Origin of the sequence: Aminobacter sp. LjRoot7, from assembly GCF_964252895.1 — a bacterium.
GTDB lineage: Bacteria > Pseudomonadota > Alphaproteobacteria > Rhizobiales > Rhizobiaceae > Aminobacter > Aminobacter aminovorans_B.
On record NZ_CAXUPX020000001.1, the window covers coordinates 842,144 to 854,651 of the forward strand.

The following is a 12,508-nucleotide window of genomic DNA, read 5'->3' on the forward strand; positions in this document are numbered from 1 at the left end:
ACGGCCTTCCAGGAACCTTTCCATGCGCTACGCCATCTATTTCACGCCTGAGCACGATGATCCGCTGTGCCGCATCGCGGCCGGCTGGCTCGGGCGTGATGCATTTGGCGGCGCCGTCACCGCGGCAAAGCCGTTTGGCACGCTGTCGGCAGCGGAGGTTGCGTTCCATACGGCGGCGGCCCGCCGCTACGGCTTCCACGCCACGCTGAAGGCGCCGTTCCGTCTCGCCGACGGCATGACCGAGGCTGCGCTCATCGATGCGATCGACGCCTTTGCGAACGCGACCGTGCCGTTCGACATACCGCGCCTGAAGCTCGCCCAGATCGATGGCTTCTTTGCGCTCGTTCCCGCCGAGCCGCTGCCTGAGCTCGACCGCTTCGCTGGTGACGTGGTGACGGCATTCGAGCCATTCCGCGCGCCGTTGAGCGACGCCGAGATGGCCCGCCGCAACCCAGATGCGCTGTCGCCCAGGGAATGCCGCAACCTCAGCCAGTGGGGCTACCCTTACGTTTTCGACACCTTCCGTTTCCACATGACCCTGACCGGCCGCATCGCTGCCGAGGAAGCCCAGCGCGTCCGCGCCGCAATCGAGGAATGCCTGGGTGACACGCTCGACAAGCCGGTGCCGGTGGATGGCCTGGCGCTGTTCGTCGAGCCGTCGCCGGGCGCGCCGTTCGAGGTGCGGACCTATCGCGCACTGGGCAAGCAAGCTGAAAGAAAGACCGCCTGAGATGACCGACCTTGTCCTGAAGAATGCCCGCATCGTCCTTGCCGACGAGGTGATCGACGGCTCGATCGTCGTCCGTGACGGCAAGATATCAGAGATTTCGACCGGCCCGAGCGCCATCGGCGAAGACATGGGCGGCGACTACGTCATTCCCGGCCTCGTCGAACTGCACACCGACCATCTCGAAGGCCACTACGCGCCGCGCCCGCGCGTGCGCTGGAATCCGATCGCCGCAGTCCTCGCCCATGACGCGCAGGTGGCGTCGGCCGGCATCACCACCGTGTTCGACGCGCTGCGCGTCGGCATGGACGAGGATGCCGACATGACGGCAGCCGACATGCGCCTGCTTGCCGATGCGATCGAGGACAGCGTGCGCGCCGACCGCGTCCGCGCCGACCATTTCATCCACCTGCGCTGCGAAGTCTCAGCCGGCGACTGCCAGGACAGCTTCGCCGTCTTCGATGGCGACGACCGCGTCAAGCTGGCTTCTCTGATGGACCACGCGCCCGGCCAGCGCCAGTTCGTCAACCTCGAGACCTATGCCTATTATTACCAGCGCAAGCTCAAGCTGAACGACGTCGAGTTCCAGACCTTCTGCGACAAGCGCATGGGCGATTCCGCCCGCAATTCGGCACCCAACCGTGCGGCCATCTCGGCTGCCTGCCACGCACGTGGCATCGTGCTGGCGAGCCATGACGACGCCACCACGGCACATGTCGACGAAGCAATCGCCCAGGGGATCCGCGTTGCCGAGTTCCCGACCACGCTCGAAGCCGCAAACGCTTCGAAGGGTGCCGGTCTCGGCGTGCTGATGGGCGCGCCCAACGTCATGCGCGGCGCCTCGCATTCGGGCAACGTCTCGGCCCGTGCGCTTGCCGAGCACGGCCTGCTCGACATCCTGTCGTCCGATTACATCCCGTTCAGCCTGATCCAGTCGGCCTTCTTCCTCGGCGAAGTCGTCGACGGCATCTCGCTGCCGCAGGCCATGGCGATGGTATCGAAGAACCCGGCCGACGCCGTCGGCCTCACCGACCGCGGCGTCATCGAGGCCGGGCGCCGTGGCGATCTGGTACGGGTGCGTGTCGACGAACACGTGCCGGTGGTGCGCACCGTATGGCGCGAAGGCCGACGCGTCGCCTGATACAATTCAAGGAACGGAGCGTTTTCGCAATTCGAAGCGAAAATGCTCTAGGCCCCGACCTTCTCTTCCTCGTTGAGGCCGATCAGGGTCTGCTCCATGTCGGGCTCGTCGCCGGAGCAGACGCACAGCATCTCGGCATCGCCCTCGCCCACCGACAGGTAGGCGTGGCCCATGGTCGAGTCGATATAGACGCTTTCGCCTTCCTTGAGTCGCACTGGCGCATATTGCTCGGTGTGGACCTCGATCTCGCCCTTCAGCACGATCAGGAACTCCTCGCCGGCATGGCTTGTCAGCGGACCGAACTGCTCCAGCGTGCGCGCCCGGGCATTGGCCAGGATCGGCACCATGCGCTTTCGCACCAGATCGGTGGCGAGGTAGAAATAATCGTAATTGCGCGTCAGTTGGCGCAGCGTCGTCGTCTTTGACGTCACCGACCGGCGGGTGCGCGCGGTAGGCTTGTTGGAGTCGCCGCTCAACAGTTCGGTGACATGGATGCCGAGCCCGCCGCAGATCTGCAGCAGCTTGTCGTAGGTCAGCGACATCTGGTCGTTCTCGACCTTCGACAGCGTCGACACCGCCACGCCGGTGAGATGGCTGACATCCTGGAGGGTCCAGCCATGTTGCCGTCTCAGGTTGCGCAGGCAGTCGCCGAGATTCGGCTGTTCGGACATGCTCATCTCCATCACCCGTCTATGTTAGCTAGTCCAACTCCTTCCTTGTCGCAAGATTCACCCATATTTTTCCTATACGCTAAATATTGACCGCATCAGAAAATGATTTTACGAATGGCCATGCATTCCAAGTCCCACACCCCAAAAGTTATCGTCATCGGTGGCGGCATTGCCGGCCTTTCGCTCGCAGCCGCTGTCCAGCAATGGGCCGAGGTGACGGTGATCGAGCGCGAATCCCAGCTCGGCTATCATGCCAGCGGACGCTCCGCCGCCCTGTTCACCGAGACCTACGGCAACACGCTTGTACGCGCCCTTTCGGTGGCCAGCCGACAGGCCATCAACGATGGCGGCTTCATCGAGCATGTGCGTGGCGCCCTGCATTTCGGCGGCCCGGACGACGATGATGCCATCGACAAGCTCGCCGCCGAGTACCAGGCACTGGTGCCGTCGGTGCGACGGCTGTCACCCGAGGAAGTCTCCGAGCTGGTGCCGCTGATCGCGCCGGAGCGAACCTGCGGTGCCGTCTATGAACCGGGCGCCGTCGACATCGACACCGGCAAGATGGTCCAGGCCCAGGCCTCGGCGCTGAAGGCCGCCGGCGGCAAGATCTTCACCGGCGCCGACGTGCTCGAAATCAAGCGCTCGCCGGAAGGTTTTCGCGTCGTCACCTCGACCGGCATCCATGAGGGCGACATCGTTGTCAACGCTGCTGGCGCCTGGGTCGATGTCATCGCCGGCCGTGCCGGCCTGTCCGGCCTCGGCTTCGCACCCAAGCGGCGCACCGCCTTCCTGTTCGATCCGCCCGCCGGTGTCGACGTCCGCAAATGGCCGCTCGTCGTCGACCTGCACGAGCGCTTCTACTTCAAGCCGGACGCAAACCGCCTGATCGGCTCGCTCGCCGACGAGGCCGACACCGAACCTTGCGACGCCTATCCCGAGGATATCGACGTCGCCACCGCCGCCTACAACATCGAGGAAGCGACCGGCCTCGACGTCGGCCGGCCGTCGACGCCCTGGGCTGGCTTGCGCACCTTTGCGCCCGACCGCACGCCGGTCGTCGGCTTCGACCCGCGCCTGCCCGGCTTCTTCTGGCTCGGCGGCCAGGGCGGTTACGGCTTCCAGGTGTCGCTGACGCTCGCCCGCCTTGGCTCGGCGCTGATGCGCGGCGAACCGCTGCCGGATGACCTCGTCGAACTCGGAGTGACCTATGGCGCGCTCGCGCCGGACCGTTTCGTGCAGTCAGACAGCATGTAGACCACGCACAACAGGAATGCTGGCGCGACGGGAGGAGAACCGCTGCGCGTCATCATCGACAACAATAAAAGGGAGCGATAACAATGACTTTTTCAGGCATGATTCTGCGTTCGGCGCTTGTCGCCTCGACCATGCTTTTCGGCGGCCAGGCCTACGCCAAGACGCTTGTCTACTGCTCGGAGGCCAGCCCCGAGACCTTCAACCCGATGCTCACGGTTGCCGACTCCACAATGGATGCGGCCGCCAAGACGATCTTCAACCGCCTCGTCGAGTTCAAGCCCGGGACCACTGATGTCGGGCCGGCCCTGGCCGAAAAGTGGGACGTGTCGGAGGACGGCAAGGTCTACACCTTCCATCTCCGCAAGGGCGTGAAGTTCCACTCCAACGAGACCTTCACGCCGTCGCGCGACTTCAACGCCGACGACGTGCTCTACACCTTCAATCGCCAGCGCGACTCCAGCAACCCGTATTACAAGCTGGCCAACGCATCGTATGAGTATTTCAACGCCCTCGGCATGGCCTCGATGATCGCGAACATCGAGAAGGTCGACGACTACACGGTGCGCTTCACGCTGCCGACGGCGAACGTCACCTTCCTGCCCGGCATCGCGCTCGACTATCTCTCCATCCTGTCGCTCGAGCAGACCGAAAAGATGGTCGCCGCCGGCACGCCCGAGGTCATTGACCAGCGCCCGGTCGGCACCGGCCCGTTCATCCTGCAGGCCTATCAGCAGGATGCCCAGATTCGTTATGCCGCCAACAAGGATTACTGGAACGGCGCACCCAAGATCGACACGCTGATCTTTGCCATAACGCCGGAGCCGGTTGTCCGCGTTACCCGCGTCAAGGCCAATGAATGCCAGGTTGCCGCCCCGCCGCCGGCTGCCGCTCTTGCGGAGCTCAAGGACAACCCGGACGTCGATATCCTCAGCCAGCCCGGCCAGAACATCGGCTCGGTCGGCTTCAACACCCAGCACGCGCCGCTCGGCGACGTGCGCGTCCGCACCGCCCTTGCCAAGGCGATCAACCGCCAGGCGATCGTCGAGGCGGTCTACCAGGGCGCCGGCAGCCTTGCCGGCAGCGTGGTGCCGCCGATGCAGCTGGGCGCGGTCACCGACGCTGCCATCGACTACGATCCGGAAGGCGCCAAGAAGCTGCTTCAGGAGGCGGGCCTCGACGCCGGCACCAACATCAAGCTTTGGGCGATGCCGGTGTCGCGCCCCTACAACCCCAACGCCCGTCGCATGGCCGAGATGATCCAGGCCGACTGGGCGGCTGTCGGCGTCAAGTCGGAGGTCGTTACCTTCGAATGGGGTGAATACCTGACCCGCACCGGCAAGGGCGAGCACGACGCCTACCTGCTCGGCGGTTCGAGCGACAATGGCGATCCCGACAACATGCTCTCCTTCTCCTTTGCCTGCGACGGCGTGAAGGGTGGCTCGAACCGCTCGCGCTGGTGCAACGAGGCATTCGACAAGCTGCTCGAGGCTGGCCGCGTCACCGCCGACCCGGAGAAGCGCGCCGAGATCTATCGCCAGGCCCAGGCAATCCTGAAGGCCGAGGTGCCGGAAGCGCCAATCGCCCACTCGGTGGTCTCGATCCCGGTGCGCAAGAGCGTGCTCAACTATGTGATGGATCCGTTCGGCCGCCAGAACTTCGCCGCCGTCGACATCACCGAATAGGACCAACTGCGAGGAAGGCAGACAGTCATGATCGAAGACCTGAACCGTCTGCTTGAAACCTACCGCGCCGAGGGCGCGGTAGGTGCTTCCCTCGCCTTCACGCTCGGCGACGGCGAGGTCGTTGCCGTCACCGCGGGTGTGTCGGACAGGCCGCGCAACCTGCCCGTCACGTCGGACCAGCTGTTCAAGATCGGCAGCTGCACCAAGACCTTCGTCGCTGCGGCCCTGATGAAGCTCGCCGAAGACGGCAAGGTCGATCTCGGCGCTCCGATTTCAGCCTGGTTCCCCGACCTGCCCCGCGCCGGCGAGGTGTCCGTGTGCCAGCTGATCAACCATCGCGGCGGCCTGCCCGAGTTCGAATACGATATCCCAATGGACCCGAACCTGGTGTGGACGCCGACCCAGCTCGTCGACCTCGCCTTCAGCGTCGGCAACCAGACCGCACCGGGCGGTGCCGCGGTTTACAACAACACCGGCTACGTGCTGGCCGGCATGCTGATCGAGGCGGCATCGGGGCTTTCGCTCGGCGCCTATGTGCGTGAAAAAGTGCTCGAACCGCTCGGCCTCAAGGACACCTGGTCGCCGGCGACCGAAAACTTCCCGACTGAGCGCATGGTGCGCGGCTACTACCACCGCCCGAAACCTGCCTCGGATGCCGCGACCGGCATTGCCGACGGCGGCGAGATGTGGCGCATGGACGGCGTGCTGCCCTACTCCGACGAATTGCAGGATTCCTCCGACAGCTTCCCCTTCTCCGGCGCTTATGGCTGCGGCGACATGGTGTCGACGCCGAGCGACATGGTCGTTTTCATGCGCGCGCTGTTTACCGGCAGCCTATTGCCGGCACCGCTGTTCCGCGAAATGAGCGAAAACCGCGCCGCGGTCAGCTTCCCCGGAACCCGCATGCGTGAGACAGGCGCCGGCCTGTTCCAGAGCAGCTACGCAGACCGCCTGTTTTACGGCCATCAGGGCGGTATTCCGGGCTACGTCACCGTCATGCAGCACGAGCCCAGGTCGGGCCTGACAGTCGCCATGACCTGCAATGCCGGCTCGGGCAACCGCCTGTCGTTCTACGCCAGCAGCATGCACCCGGTGTTCGACCAGGCGATCAGGACGATCCTGCGGGGATAATAGCGACCCGAAAATCGGAGCCGATTTTCGGGAAGCACGTATCGCAGATTCAACAAGTTCAGACGCCCAGGCCGGCGGCCATCTGGCGAAGGTCAACGCCGAGTTCGGACGTCACCTCCAGCGCGCGGTCGTCGCGCGCTGGAGTGCTATTTGCCGGCCGATGCGCCGCCAGCACGCGGTCGCGCTCGCGGATCAGCGTCTTGATCTCATCGGCATAGAGCGAAACCACCGCACTCAGCCAGCGATTGACCAGGTAGGACGGCCGGGCGAAATGCAGGTCGAAGCGCGGCAACAGCGCGATCGTCGCCTCCGCCTCCAGCCAGTTGTCGCCGACGACCCATTGGTTGACGGTGAACAGGCGCAGCTGCCGGCCGTATGCATCGACGCCGACCGCCACGACGTGGTGGATCGGCCCGTTCGCGCCGTCCGGCCTGACGAAGCAGTGGAAATGGCCGTGCTCGGCCTGCCCCTCCTGCTGCGGGTGGCTGTGGTAATACCACTGCGCCCCGGTCTCGGGATCGAACACGTCGCCTTGGGGAAAATGCTCCCAGGCAGCGACCGACTTGGCCTCGCGCAGCGTCTCCAGCAGCACGTTACTGCCTGATTTCGCCAGCACCTGTTCGCAGAACAGTGCCTGCCGCGCCGCCTCTGCTTTCGTCTCGTCCATCCTTGGCCTCCAGATCGCAGCTTGGCCTATTGCGGCTGGGCCGCGCAAGGCGAAGCCGCGGGTGCGGCAGCACATGGAGACGCTGCAGGTGCGGGAGCCGCTGCGCATGGCGAGGCGGCGGCGCACGGAGCAACCGCCGCCGGCGCCGGTGCGGCCGCGCAAGGCGAAGCTGCCGCGCAGGGGGATGCCGCAGCACACAGAGCTGCAGCGGCGCATGGTGAAGCCGCCGAGCATGGTGACGCCGCAGCACAGGGCGAACCTGCAGCACACGGATTGCCGGCAGCGCAAGGCGTCGCCGGTGCGGCAGCTACGGGTGCTGCCTTGGGCGCGGCAAAGCGGTAGTGATCGACGGCGACCGCCGAGGTGGCGGCTAGGAAGGCCGTCCCGAACAGGAGTGTGTTGCGCGCGCTCATTTCTTGAACCCATCGAGTCCGAACAGCGGACGCAGCGCGACACCGCCGATGCTGCCGACGAAGGCCGAGGCGAACCACAGCCAGCCATGCACGCTGCCCGAGGCGATGCCGGAAAACAGAGCGCCGACATTGCAGCCGAAGGACAGCCGCGCGCCGTAACCCATCAGCACGCCACCGATGGCGGCAGCGAGGAAGGAGGCAAAGGGTACGTGCACCTTGGGCGCGAACTTGCCGGCGAGGCCGGCAGCCAGTGCCGCCCCAAGAATGATGCCGAAATTCATCACTGAGGTGACGTCGGCGAGAACGCTCGAGCCCAGCGCCTTGGCTGGCCCGGGCCAGTTCCAGAACGCCCAGCTCTCGACGGGCACGCCAACCGCCTGCGCCACCTTGGCGCCCCACAGGCCGAAGCCGAAGGTCACCGACCAAGGATGGCCGGCGGTGACGAGCGTTGCGATGTTGAGGCCGGCGAGCAACAGCCCTGCCCCGATCAGCGGCCAGGGACCGTGCAACAGGCGGGCTATGCCCTTTCGCGGTGCGGGTTTTGCCCTCTCGATGGCGCCATGGGCGCGGCGCTCGACCAGCACGGTGAGGCCGGCTACGCCTGCCAGGCCAACGAGCGTGACGATCACGCCGCCCGGCACGCCAAGCGTCTTGCCCAGGCTGATCTCCGGCAGCGCCGGCAGCGCCAGCCACCATGGCAGGTGCGCGGTGCCGATGACCGCGCCGACAATGAAGAAGATCAGCGTCACCAGCATGCGCGAGCTGCCGCCACCGACGGTGAACAGCGTGCCCGAACCGCAGCCGCCGCCGAGCTGCATGCCCAAGCCGAACATCGCAGCACCAATCAGCACCGACACGCCGACTGGCGCGAAGGCGCCAACAAGCGCTTGGCCGTTGAAGCTGCCGAGCGACAGAAGCGGGATGAAGACGACGGCCGCAACCGCGATCATCAGCATCTGGGCGCGGATGGCGTTGCCACGCTTTTCGACCACGAAACGGCGCCAGCCGCCGGTGAAGCCGAAGGAGGCGTGGTAGAGCGTCAGGCCAAGCAGGCCGCCGATGGCAAACAGCACCGCCTGGCGCGTGTCGATCGCCTGGCTGATGGCGAGCGCGCCAAGGATCAAGGCAAGCCCGACAAAGACGACAGGGCCCTTGTCGAGGTTGACGCCAACGACAGGCGCCGGCGCGGTGGCATTTATCTCAGTCATTTCAGGTCAGTCCGGGGAACTCTGGAAGTGTAAGCGTGGCCGCTTCAAACGACGATGTCCAGGATCGCTCCTGGACATCGTTCGTCACGTCGGTCCTGCCCTTGTGGCGATCAGTTGCCGGGCTGCACGGGACGTGCCGGATCGGCGGCCCACTCGGCCATCGAGCCGTCATACATCTTGGTGTTCTTGTTACCCTCGACCTCGCTCAGCCCGAACCACACGACGGACGCCCAGTGGCCGGTGTTGCAGAAGGCGATGTTCTGCTCGTCCTTGGCGAGGCCAACGGACTGCGACAGGCTTCCGACCGCTTCCTTCGAGGCGAAGGATGCCTTTTCGGCATCGTAGAGCTTGCTGTTTTCGAGGTTCTTCGAGCCGGGGATAGTGCCGGCGACGCGGACGACCGGGCTCTTGGCCTCGCCCTTGAACTGGGCTGCCGGACGGCCGTCGATCAGCTTGATGCCGTCGGCACGGGCCTTCTCGACATCGGCGGTGGTGGCCAGCAGTTCCTTCTTCAGCTCGCCCTTGAAGGCGACCGCTGCGGGCTTGGCGACATCGGTCGCGAGCGCGCCGCCGGCAGCCTCCCAGGCACGCGCACCACCGTCGAGGATCGAGACGGCGTCGTGACCCAGAACCTTGAAGGTCCAGTAGACGCGGGTGGCGCCGCCGAACTCGGAGGAGTCGGTGCCGTTCGGGACGATGACGACATGGCTGTCATTGCTGACGCCGAGGTCGCCGATGGTCTTGGTGATGGTCTCAAGCGGCGGCAGCATGCCGGGAACGCCGTTCACCTCGGCGCGCCAGCCGGCCGTCGCATAAGGCGCGCTGACGGCGCCCGGCACATGGCCCTTGGTGTAGGGATTGGCGCCATCCTTGGCGGCGTCGCGCACGTCGATCACGACGAGGCTCTTGTTGCCGAGGTTGGACTTCAGCCAGGCGGCGTCGACAAGCGGCTTGTCGGTCAGGCGTTCGGCCTGCGCGCCGGTGGCAAAAGCCAAGCCGGCAGTAATGACGGCAGCCAACAGAGAAAAGCGCATCGGACAACTCCAGGGAAAAAGATTCTAAAAACGAGCGTTGTGCACATTAGTAATCCGGAATCGAGCCGCCAACACGGTACCGGAGACCCTAATCGACGGCCCTACCGAAACGAATTACGGAGAATGTGGAGAAAAATAGAATTTCATTCCTTAAATCAAGTTGCATGTTCATATGCGGAATAAAGAATATAACCCCTTCACAAATCGGTCTATTACGACGACTTTCTGATCAACGCCGCCGAGCCGATGATTTGGGCCGCAGCAAAGGCTCATGAGGGGACAGAGGCATGCGTTTGCTCAAGGCAATGGTTGCAGCGATGTTCGGGATGGCTTTCGCCGTCTCGATTGCGTTTGCCCATACGCCTGACGATACGCTGGTCGTTGCCGATGCCATCGACGACGTCGTAACCCTCGATCCGGGCGAGGTCGGCGAAGTCGGCGGCGTGCTGACCAGCAGCCAGATCTACCAGTCGCTGCTCACATTCGACGTCAACGACCCGACCCGCATCAAAGGCCTGCTCGCCGAAAGTTGGACGATTTCGCCCGACGGCAAGACCTTCACCTTCAAGATGAACCCGAAGGCACGCTTTGCCTCGGGCAATCCGGTGACAGCATGGGACGCCGAATTCTCGCTCCGGCGGGTCATTCACCTCAAGTCACGCTCAGCCTTCATCATCGGCCAGTTCGGCTTCTCGCCCGACAATGTCGACGACCGCATCAAGGCACTCGACGCTCAGACCCTGGTCATCAGGATCGCCGACACCTATTCGCCGAGTTTCCTGTTTTACTGCCTGTCATCTTACATGGGCGCCATCGTCGACAGCAAAATCGTCAAGGCGCATGAAGTCGACGGCGACTACGGCAATGGCTGGCTGAAGGCCCAGAATTCCGCCGGGTCAGGTCCGTTTGTACTTAGCAAATGGCAGCCCAGGGAATCGATCCTGCTGACCCGCAACGACAACTACTGGGGCGAGCCGGCCAAGGTCGAGCACGTGCTCATCCGCCATGTCGCCGAAAGCTCGGCCCAGCGCTGGCTGCTCGAAACCGACGAGATCGACATCGCCAACCGGCTCGGGCCCAACGATTTCGACACCCTGACCAACAACCCGAAGCTGGCCATCATGCACGGCCGCTCGGGCAACATCTATTACATGGGCCTCAACGTCCGGAACCAGTATCTCGCCAATCCCAAGGTGGTAGAGGCGATGAAATACCTTGTCGACTACCAGGGCATCGTCGACACCATTTCGCGCGGTACCATGGAAGTGCACCAGACACTGGTACCCAACGGCTTCCTCGGCGCCATCGCCTACAAGCCGTTCAGCTTCGACGTCGAGAAGGCGAAGGAGCTGCTGGCCGAAGGTGGGGTCAGCGGCGAGTTCTCGCTCGACATGGTGGTGTGGGACACCCAACCCTTCACCGATTTTGCCAAGGCGATTCAGGCGACCATGGCGCAGGCCGGCGTCCATCTCAATCTGCAAATCATCGGGGGCCGCGAATGGCTCGAGCGCTACCGCAACCACGACCTCGACATCTGGCTTGGCCTGTGGGGGCCCGACTACCCCGACCCACACTCCAACGCCAAGGCCTTCGCGGTCAACAAGCAGGACGCGCCCGACGGCTCTGACAGCTTGGCCGACCGCTTCGGCTGGAACGCCGGCACCCTTTCGCCTGACGCAATGGCCGCCGTGCGCGAACAGGACACCGCCAAGCGCAAGGCCATGTACGAGGCGATCCAGAAGGTGCACACGGACACCTCTCCCTTCATCATGATGTTCCAGGAAGTGCGCAAGGTCGGCGTCAGCGCACGGATCAAGGGCCTGATGATGGGCACGACTTTCGCCGACGACCGCTATTGGGCGGTGTCCAAGTAGGCGCCTTCAGGTAACGCGGAGACAGACGCCATTCAACAAGATGCCGGGCGGCAGTTGCCGCCCGGCAGATATCGCGTGTTGCCCAATCAGGTTCGGCTAGGCTCAGTCGTCACTACCCCCGCCGCCGCCGCCGCCGCCGCCACCGCCGCCACCGCCACCGCCGTGGTCACCGTCGTCGCCGTCGTCGCCGTCGTCGCCGTCATCGCCGTCGTCGCCATCATCGCCGTCGTCGCCGTCGTCGCCATCATCACCATCGTCGCCATCATCACCATCGTCACCGTCGTCGCCACTATCGCCGTCGTCTCCGGTGCCTTCGTCATCGCCATCATTCTCGCTACCGGCCAATGCGGCCGCGATCAGCGACGTTGTCAGTGGCGGGCATTGTGCCAACGCGTCAGCCGACATGATGCTGCTGCGGTTGAGTGCGATGCAGCACATTTCATAATTGCCTTGGGAGAGTGGCTGACATTGCGCCGCCGTCATGAGCGGCCGGACGTTGCTCTGGGCAGAAGCGGGGAAAACAAAGCTGACTGCCGCAAGAGCAGAGGAAACCAGCAGAATCGTGTGAATCCTGCGCACGCAGGTTGGGTACGTCGTCATTTCTTCCTCCTGAGGGAAAAAACGCGCCCGTCCCCAAACTGGCGCTATGATCACGTGTTCCGATCATCGGAAACACTTTGTTAATCATACAACCTTTTGAAATCGG

12 protein-coding genes are annotated in these 12,508 nt (G+C 64.3%); 7 read left to right on the top strand and 5 right to left on the bottom strand.

Features of this window, described 5'->3' with window-relative positions:
* Nucleotides 1-22: 22 nt before the first annotated feature.
* Both ACSQ3E_RS04130 and ACSQ3E_RS04135 read left to right on the top strand, forming a co-directional pair.
* A complete protein-coding gene (locus tag ACSQ3E_RS04130) occupies nt 23-730 on the top strand; it encodes a DUF1045 domain-containing protein (protein ID WP_436121716.1) in 708 nt (235 codons plus the stop codon).
* Nucleotide 731: 1 nt separating this feature from the next.
* Nucleotides 732-1,868: an alpha-D-ribose 1-methylphosphonate 5-triphosphate diphosphatase gene (locus ACSQ3E_RS04135; protein ID WP_436121717.1), complete on the top strand. Its 1,137-nt coding sequence runs from the start codon at nt 732-734 to the stop codon at nt 1,866-1,868.
* Between the two features lie 47 nt (nt 1,869-1,915).
* On the opposite strand, the gene ACSQ3E_RS04140 is transcribed toward ACSQ3E_RS04135, so the two are convergent.
* Nucleotides 1,916-2,539, bottom strand: a complete 624-nt coding sequence (locus tag ACSQ3E_RS04140) for a helix-turn-helix domain-containing protein (protein ID WP_310322056.1) — start codon at nt 2,537-2,539, stop codon at nt 1,916-1,918.
* A gap of 120 nt (nt 2,540-2,659) precedes the next feature.
* Between ACSQ3E_RS04140 and ACSQ3E_RS04145 the strand changes: the two genes are divergently transcribed.
* From ACSQ3E_RS04145 to ACSQ3E_RS04155, 3 genes are all read left to right on the top strand, one after another.
* Complete coding sequence (locus tag ACSQ3E_RS04145) at nt 2,660-3,793, top strand: NAD(P)/FAD-dependent oxidoreductase (RefSeq protein ID WP_436121718.1); 1,134 nt, start codon at nt 2,660-2,662, stop codon at nt 3,791-3,793.
* An 83-nt stretch (nt 3,794-3,876) separates the two neighbouring features.
* Entirely contained in the window at nt 3,877-5,475 is a 1,599-nt protein-coding gene (locus ACSQ3E_RS04150; RefSeq protein WP_436121719.1) for an ABC transporter substrate-binding protein, read from the top strand.
* Between the two features lie 27 nt (nt 5,476-5,502).
* Nucleotides 5,503-6,606 (top strand): serine hydrolase domain-containing protein, encoded by a 1,104-nt coding sequence (locus ACSQ3E_RS04155; protein ID WP_436121720.1) that lies wholly within the window; start codon nt 5,503-5,505, stop codon nt 6,604-6,606.
* A 58-nt stretch (nt 6,607-6,664) separates the two neighbouring features.
* On the opposite strand, the gene ACSQ3E_RS04160 is transcribed toward ACSQ3E_RS04155, so the two are convergent.
* Complete coding sequence (locus tag ACSQ3E_RS04160; protein WP_436121721.1) at nt 6,665-7,273, bottom strand: DUF6969 family protein; 609 nt, start codon at nt 7,271-7,273, stop codon at nt 6,665-6,667.
* 21 nt (nt 7,274-7,294) lie between these two features.
* Between ACSQ3E_RS04160 and ACSQ3E_RS04165 the strand changes: the two genes are divergently transcribed.
* Nucleotides 7,295-7,615 carry a hypothetical protein gene (locus ACSQ3E_RS04165; protein WP_436121722.1) on the top strand — a complete coding sequence of 107 codons (321 nt, stop codon included), beginning with the start codon at nt 7,295-7,297 and terminating at the stop codon, nt 7,613-7,615.
* 67 nt (nt 7,616-7,682) lie between these two features.
* On the opposite strand, the gene ACSQ3E_RS04170 is transcribed toward ACSQ3E_RS04165, so the two are convergent.
* Together ACSQ3E_RS04170 and ACSQ3E_RS04175 are read right to left on the bottom strand one after the other, a co-directional pair.
* Nucleotides 7,683-8,894: a YeeE/YedE family protein gene (locus ACSQ3E_RS04170; protein WP_436121723.1), complete on the bottom strand. Its 1,212-nt coding sequence runs from the start codon at nt 8,892-8,894 to the stop codon at nt 7,683-7,685.
* Between the two features lie 110 nt (nt 8,895-9,004).
* On the bottom strand, nt 9,005-9,928 hold the full coding sequence (locus ACSQ3E_RS04175; RefSeq protein ID WP_436121724.1) for a sulfurtransferase: 924 nt from the start codon (nt 9,926-9,928) through the stop codon (nt 9,005-9,007).
* Nucleotides 9,929-10,215: 287 nt separating this feature from the next.
* On the opposite strand from ACSQ3E_RS04175, the gene ACSQ3E_RS04180 reads away from it, so the two are divergent.
* On the top strand, nt 10,216-11,802 hold the full coding sequence (locus ACSQ3E_RS04180; protein WP_436121725.1) for an ABC transporter substrate-binding protein: 1,587 nt from the start codon (nt 10,216-10,218) through the stop codon (nt 11,800-11,802).
* A 102-nt stretch (nt 11,803-11,904) separates the two neighbouring features.
* On the opposite strand, the gene ACSQ3E_RS04185 is transcribed toward ACSQ3E_RS04180, so the two are convergent.
* Nucleotides 11,905-12,402, bottom strand: coding sequence for a hypothetical protein (locus tag ACSQ3E_RS04185; RefSeq protein ID WP_436121726.1), 498 nt, complete (start codon nt 12,400-12,402; stop codon nt 11,905-11,907).
* Nucleotides 12,403-12,508: the final 106 nt, after the last annotated feature.

Bases quoted from the DNA above. Each gene is read 5' to 3' on its own strand.
- ACSQ3E_RS04130 (WP_436121716.1), top strand. From the start codon at position 23: ATGCGCTACGCCATCTATTTCACGCCTGAGCACGATGATCCGCTGTGC.
- ACSQ3E_RS04135 (WP_436121717.1), top strand. From the start codon at position 732: ATGACCGACCTTGTCCTGAAGAATGCCCGCATCGTCCTTGCCGACGAG.
- ACSQ3E_RS04140 (WP_310322056.1), bottom strand. From the start codon at position 2,539: ATGTCCGAACAGCCGAATCTCGGCGACTGCCTGCGCAACCTGAGACGG.
- ACSQ3E_RS04145 (WP_436121718.1), top strand. From the start codon at position 2,660: ATGCATTCCAAGTCCCACACCCCAAAAGTTATCGTCATCGGTGGCGGC.
- ACSQ3E_RS04150 (WP_436121719.1), top strand. From the start codon at position 3,877: ATGACTTTTTCAGGCATGATTCTGCGTTCGGCGCTTGTCGCCTCGACC.
- ACSQ3E_RS04155 (WP_436121720.1), top strand. From the start codon at position 5,503: ATGATCGAAGACCTGAACCGTCTGCTTGAAACCTACCGCGCCGAGGGC.
- ACSQ3E_RS04160 (WP_436121721.1), bottom strand. From the start codon at position 7,273: ATGGACGAGACGAAAGCAGAGGCGGCGCGGCAGGCACTGTTCTGCGAA.
- ACSQ3E_RS04170 (WP_436121723.1), bottom strand. From the start codon at position 8,894: ATGACTGAGATAAATGCCACCGCGCCGGCGCCTGTCGTTGGCGTCAAC.
- ACSQ3E_RS04175 (WP_436121724.1), bottom strand. From the start codon at position 9,928: ATGCGCTTTTCTCTGTTGGCTGCCGTCATTACTGCCGGCTTGGCTTTT.
- ACSQ3E_RS04180 (WP_436121725.1), top strand. From the start codon at position 10,216: ATGCGTTTGCTCAAGGCAATGGTTGCAGCGATGTTCGGGATGGCTTTC.
- ACSQ3E_RS04185 (WP_436121726.1), bottom strand. From the start codon at position 12,402: ATGACGACGTACCCAACCTGCGTGCGCAGGATTCACACGATTCTGCTG.